Below are 5,001 nucleotides of genomic sequence, written 5' to 3'. Positions count from 1 at the left end.
TCAAAGAGTTACATGTGGTTATTATGCAACTAAAATCTTGGTTAAGAGCAATACCAACTCATGTAAGTAAATGGCATATACAAGCATATTTTGATGAATTTTGTTTTAGAATTAATAGGTCACAATACAAAGAATCCATTTTTCATAAAACAATTCTTAGAATGGTACTACAAAAACATAAAACAGACACTAGGCATATAATTCAGTTATTTTTTATTTAAATGAAATAAAAAATATAATCATAGCAAGGTTACGGTTCTATTTTATATTGAAATGTAAAGGAAATAGAAACTAGTTTAATCAATCATTTTGATGTTTATTTGGTATTAAGGTAATCCATATCGAATACCTAAAGAATTAAAACCTTAAAAGATTATTTTTCCAATACTTTCATTTTATGTTCTTCTGGATTTGTAATTACAAATTCAACCCTTCTGTTTTTTTGATGCTGCTCATCTGTACATTCTATCCCGTCGGAACACTCATTCAATAATTTGCTTTCACCATAACCCTGAGAAGTAATCCGATCTCCATTAATTCCATTTTGAATAATCCATACTCTAACGACCCCTGCACGTCTATCAGACAGCTTTAAATTATAATCCGCCTTACCTCTACTATCCGTATGTGCCTTTATATCAACCTTTATATGAGGGTGTTTTTTCATTACATTAACGACTTTCTGAAGGTGTTTAATTGACTCTGGACGGACATCCGACTTATCAAACTTAAAATAAATAGGTTTAATTCGAATCATCAATTCATCAAGATTATTGATAATATCTGGAGGTGTCAAATATAAATTAGCCGATATTGTCTCGTTATTATTTTCTAAAGTTGTAAAAACTAATTCATCCGCTTCAAAATGTTCCTTCTCAGCAAGAATTATATAATGCTTGCTACAGTCAACAATAAACTGAAACTCTCCTTTAGCATTCGTTAATACACTATCCAGTTTTAAATTTTTATCATCAAACAGATAAACTGTTGTGCTATCCAAAACCACTCTTGCAATTTCAGACATATAAATACTACCCTGTTCTTTCGTATAACGTTTTATTCTTGTAGTAGTGTCTACCTCTGTTTCCCGTTCTTGAGTAATTCCTTTAATTATTTGCTGGCAACTACGCTCAAAAGTATAAATATCATCATCCCCTTTTCCTCCTGGGCGATTAGAAGAAAAATACCCCGAATTCTTGGTTTTATTAAAAGAAATACCAAAATCATCACTATAACTATTTAACGGTCGTCCTAAATTAACAACAGATTCTGTAGGAAAATGATCTTCTAAATCAACCTTATAAATATCAAGGCCTCCTAGTCCAATTGCATAACCATCACTAGAAAAATAAAGTTCATTTTTCCACGCATAAGGAAACATCTCTTTCCCTTTCGTGTTTACATTTGGTCCTAAATTTTTGGGTGTCCCATAAGTACCATCTTTATGTATATCGACAATATATACATCCGTTTCTCCATAACCTCCAGGCATATCAGAAATAAAATATAATTTTGTTTGATCAGTACTCAAGGAAGGGTGACCTGTTTGATAGTTCCGACTATTGAAAGGCATTGGTAATACCTCCCATTCTCCAACACTGTTTTTTACGGCTTTGTAGAGTTGAATTAAGTTTTGTCCTATAGAATCTGTCACATATTTTCCTTTAAAATAATTACTTCTTGAAAAATAAACTGTCGAGCCATCTTTACTAAAAACCAAATTTGCATCATGGTATTTTGTATTGATCTTGTGAGAAAATTTGACAACAGAATCAAATGTCCCATCATGTCTTAACTTAGCGGTATACAATCCTAAATAAGGTTGATTATTACCTCCCCATTTAGGGTTTTTTATGGATCTGTCTTTTCTTGAAGAGGAAAACAAAACCAAAGAATCAGAATACTGAATCATTCCAAAATCTTGATTCTTTGTATTTATATTTATGTTTTTAACAATACATTCTTGATCCTGGGCCATAAGACCTACAATACTGAAAACTAAAAACAAAAAAGAGATATTTTTTTTAAACATAGATCGTATTTTTTAGAAAAATCTTGGACTTTTCATATTTCGTTTACCAAACATATAAATCAACATTAACTCATGAGAACCAGAATTATATACTCCAAAACTACTGGTCGAATAATCATATGCATATCCTACTCTTAATTTCTCTGTTGCCTGTATGCCAACCATAGTAGAGATAGAATCATCAATTCTATAAGACAGACCTAATTCCAAAACAGATTTTACCAATAAATTCATTGAAAGATCCACTGAAATAGGTGCTCCTGAAGTAGCTTTAACCATCGTAGATGGTTTTAACTTAATCTCATTTGTAATATCAAAAACATAACCAGAGGTAAAGAATATTGGCATTGTTTCAGAAGCTGTACTTACAACTCCATTATCATCATCGATATGACGAGTTTCTAAAAAATTTGGCGTAGACAAGCCTGCATAAAACTTGTTGGTATAATAATAAATCCCAGTACCAAAAATAGGGGAAACTTGATTTACAGGAACATTCAAAGGGTCTCCAGGTGTAACTGTAGTTAACAATCCGATATCTAAAAAGGTAGCTCCTGCTTTGACTCCAAATGCCAATCTACTCTCTTCTCCTGTAAAAATGGTAAATGAAAAATCACCATATACATTATTTTCTTTTACAGGACCTATCTCGTCATGAATCACTGAAAACCCAAGACCAACAGCCTTACCTACAGGTGCATCAATAGACAAAGTAGCTGTTCTTGCTGCTCCACTAACACCAATCCATTGTGTACGTCCTAATAAACTAATAACTGATACCCCTCTAGATCCTGCATAGGCAGGATTCATCACCGTCATATTATACATATATTGGGTATAATGTGGATCTTGCTGTGCCAAACATTTTAAAGAACTCAGCAACAGAAAACTTATAACTAAAATTTTTATTTTTTTCATATACCGTTATCTTCTTAAGTACACCCAACCTGTTTGAGGTGCTCTATCATTATTATTAAATTCTATAGTGTAGAAATAAGTACCTACTGGCACATCTCCTGAACCTAAATTAACAGCCCCACCGGAATAACCATCCCACCAAATAGGTTTTGTATTTGGGTTTCCTGAATGTTGATACTCAAACACTTTATTACCCCATCGGTTTACGATAACTATTTTAAAATTCGGATATAATACCGACAAATTGTCAATCTCGAAAGTATCATTTATCCCGTCTCCATTAGGAGTAAATTCTTCTGGAATAAATAAATCAATTATTACATCCACCTCAACGGTATCTTGATCATCTTCATCTGGATTATTATTTCCTGGAGTAGAATCTATATCTACCTCAATACATGTATAAACTTCTGCCGTATTATCCCACTCTCCTGTTGACAAAACTTTTACTCGAATTACAAGTTCCTCCTCAATACCTAAATAAACCATACCTACATCCCAAATACCAGAGATTTCATCAAAGCTACCTTCTGTAGAGTAATAAGAAACAAATTGATATCCCGAAGGTAAATTATCCAATACTTGAACTCCTGTTGCTAGACTTGGTCCCTTATTTATCAGCCTTATTGTAAATTCAATCTCATCACCAGAGGTCGGCTTATTATCACTAACTCTTTTATCTAATTCCAAATCGACAATAGCAATTGGCACAACAGTTATACAACTTGTATCATTTAGAGCATTAGAATCTGAATTTGAAGATTCAATGATATTCACACAATTCTCATAATCTCCGATAGAATTTACTAATACAGTCACCAATAGTTCTTCTGTGCTTTGTTTCGCAATAGAACTCAAAGACCAGATGCCTGTAGCCTCATTATAAACACCACTACTAGCACTATAATTCACGTATTGATAACCCGTTGGAATTATATCCCGCAATTGAACAGAATACGCATCCAATAAACCGTGATTTGTCAGTTCTATTTTAAAGGTTATCTGAGTCCCTACATTGGGAGTCAATTCGTTATTTAACACTGTTTTTTCAACACCTAAATCCAAATCTGTACCGTATGTAATACCTGCACAAGCATAATCATCTTCCGTAGGATCTCCATTTCCTGGCGTAGAATCTATATCCGTCTCATTGATCGCTGTTATCTCAGCACAATTTTCATAATCGCCTGTTCCAAGCACAATAACATCAATCGTTAAAACGACAACTGTTCCCGGAAGTATTTGACCAATATCCCATATACCTGATACATAATTGTAAGCTCCTACTGTAGAGCTATACCCCACAAAACTATATCCAGAAGGCAACAGATCAGTAACCTCAACACCTGTAGCGATAGAGACTCCTTCATTTGTCACTTTTATTTCAAACATTTTTAAGTTAGCTATCCAAGGCACATCCGTTCCATCAACAAATTCTTTTGTCAGGCTCAAATCGACTTCTCGAACGGGTACTATGGAAACACTCGCCACATTATTCGATGGATTCAAATCACCCTGATCTGCTATTAAATTAGACGTAGTATTTGTAATCGTAATTCCAACAGTATTGATACGTACACTTGCGGTAATCAACAACTCCTTGGTCTGCCCATCTGCCAATGTTCCAATTGTCCATAAACCGGATCCGCTATTATATGCCCCTCCACTATTATCAGATATATACATTAACTCAGAAGGTAAAAGATCAGTAATACTAACTCCCGTTGCTGTATTAGGACCAGTATTTGAAACTGAAATTGTATAATTAATATTCGCCAATTCCAATGGACTTGAATTGTCAACTGTTTTCGTAACTCCTATATCAGCACTGGTAACAACTATAGTAGCTTCTAGATCATCTAAAGTGGTATTAGAATCGTCTTGATCTTGCACATGACTCACTGTATTTGTCAATGTCTGTCCAGAGGTATCTGCCCCCACTAAAACTTCCAAAGTCAACACCTCTGTCTGTCCAGGGTCAATATTTGTTACAGCCCAATCAGGAGCAGTCCAAATACCTGCAGATGGATATGCTGCAACATATGTCAATC

The 5,001-nt window shown here is 34.1% G+C and carries 3 protein-coding genes and 1 pseudogene; 1 reads left to right on the top strand and 3 read right to left on the bottom strand.

What is annotated here, in order from left to right:
• A pseudogene (locus V5787_RS03255) lies at nt 1-221 on the top strand (hypothetical protein); the annotation flags it as partial.
• A 152-nt stretch (nt 222-373) separates the two neighbouring features.
• Here the strand turns inward: V5787_RS03255 and V5787_RS03250 are convergent.
• The 3 genes from V5787_RS03250 to V5787_RS03240 form a co-directional block, all read right to left on the bottom strand.
• Entirely contained in the window at nt 374-2,032 is a 1,659-nt protein-coding gene (locus tag V5787_RS03250; protein ID WP_336891844.1) for an OmpA family protein, read from the bottom strand.
• Between the two features lie 12 nt (nt 2,033-2,044).
• On the bottom strand, nt 2,045-2,950 hold the full coding sequence (locus V5787_RS03245; protein WP_336891843.1) for a type IX secretion system membrane protein PorP/SprF: 906 nt from the start codon (nt 2,948-2,950) through the stop codon (nt 2,045-2,047).
• A gap of 6 nt (nt 2,951-2,956) precedes the next feature.
• On the bottom strand, nt 2,957-5,001 hold a 2,045-nt coding region (locus V5787_RS03240), incomplete at its 5' end, for a gliding motility-associated C-terminal domain-containing protein (protein WP_336891842.1).

This window comes from Flavicella sp., assembly GCF_037132785.1.
Taxonomy (GTDB): domain Bacteria; phylum Bacteroidota; class Bacteroidia; order Flavobacteriales; family Flavobacteriaceae; genus Flavicella.
This window is presented reverse-complemented; position numbering and strand designations above follow the sequence as displayed.